The organism is Rhizobacter sp. P2_H3 (assembly GCF_056403355.1).
In genome coordinates this window covers 1-1,410 of record NZ_JBFUFQ010000480.1, presented here as the reverse complement: position 1 = coordinate 1,410, position 1,410 = coordinate 1, and the positions used below count along the sequence as shown (strand labels likewise).

At 71.3% G+C, this 1,410-nt stretch carries 1 protein-coding gene; it reads right to left on the bottom strand.

Annotation, left to right across the window (positions count from 1 at the left end):
* Window positions 1–1,410: response regulator (locus AC1D1T_RS32490; RefSeq protein WP_477993471.1), on the bottom strand; the 1,410-nt coding region annotated here is incomplete at both ends.

Sequence of the window (1,410 nt, the reverse complement as noted above, 5' to 3'; positions counted from 1 at the left end):
CCGGTCCGTCGCTCTGCGCGCCCAGCGTGCCGCCGTGCAGCGCCGCCAGGCTGCGCGCGATCGCCAGCCCCAGGCCCAGCCCGCCGTGCGGCCGGTTCAACGCCTGCCGCTTGCCCTGCACGAAGGGCTCGAACACCACCATCAGCTCGTCGGACGACATGCCGATGCCCTCGTCGTCGACCACCAGCACCGCGTCGTCGCCGTCGCGCCGCGCGTGCAACGACACATGCCCACCGACCTCGGTGAACTTGGTCGCGTTGGTCAACAGGTTGGCGACGATCTGCCCGAGCCGCACCGCATCGCCCAGCAGCGGCAGCGGCTCCTCCACGCGCACCTCGAGCCGCTGGCGCTTCTGCTCGAACAGCGGGCTCACCGTCTCGACCGCCTGCCCGATCACCACCCCCAGGTCCAGCGGCGCGCGCTGCAGCTCGACACGCCCGCGCGTGATGCGCGCGACGTCGAGCAGGTCGTCGACCAGCCGCACCATGTGCCGCACCTGGCGCTCGATGATGCCGCGCTCCTTCGTCGCCGCATCCGTCCAGTTCATGCGCATCAGGTGCAGCGCCGTCAGGATGGGCGCCAGCGGGTTGCGCAGCTCGTGGCCCAGCATCGCGAGGAATTCGTCCTTCGCACGGCTCGCATCCTCGGCCTGCTGGCGTGCGCTCAGCTGTTCGGTCACCTCGTAGGCGACCACGGCGATCTTGACCGGCGCGGTGCCGTCCGGCTCGGTCAGCGGCTGGTAGACGAAATCGAAGTAGCGCGGCTCGGGCATGTGCACCTCGAACGCCTTCGCGAAGTACGGCTCGCCGCTGCGCAACACGCTGTCGAGCAGCTCCTTCACGTTCAGCTCGCGCAGCTCGGGAACGGCCTGCAGCAGCGGTAGCCCCAGCAGCGGCCGGTCGCCCACCAGGCGCCGCTGCTCGTCGTTCGCGTAGCTGAACACGTGTTGCGGCCCGTCCAGCAGCGCCACCGCCACCGGCGCGTTGTCGAACACCTCGACCAGCCGGCGGTTCGCGGCATCGCGCACCGCATGCATCTGCTCGCGCACCAGCAGCACCTCGACGCGCGCTGCCAGCTCGCGCGCGGAGAACGGCTTCACGATGTAGTCGTCGGCCCCCTTGGCCAGCCCCTCCAGCCGCGCCTCCTCGCCGGCGTGCGCCGACAGCAGGATCACCGGCAGCGTGCGCAGCGCGTCGTGCGCGCGGATGCGCTCGAGCAGGCCGAAGCCGTCGAGCACCGGCATCATGATGTCGGTCACGACCACGTCGGGCCGCCGCCGCGCGATCGCGTCCAGCGCCTGGCGGCCATCGCCGGCGGCCTCGACGTTCCAGCGCGCGCCCAGCACGCTCGCGATGTAGGTGCGCATGTCGGCGTTGTCGTCGACGATCAACACGGTGGCACGCGGGGAAC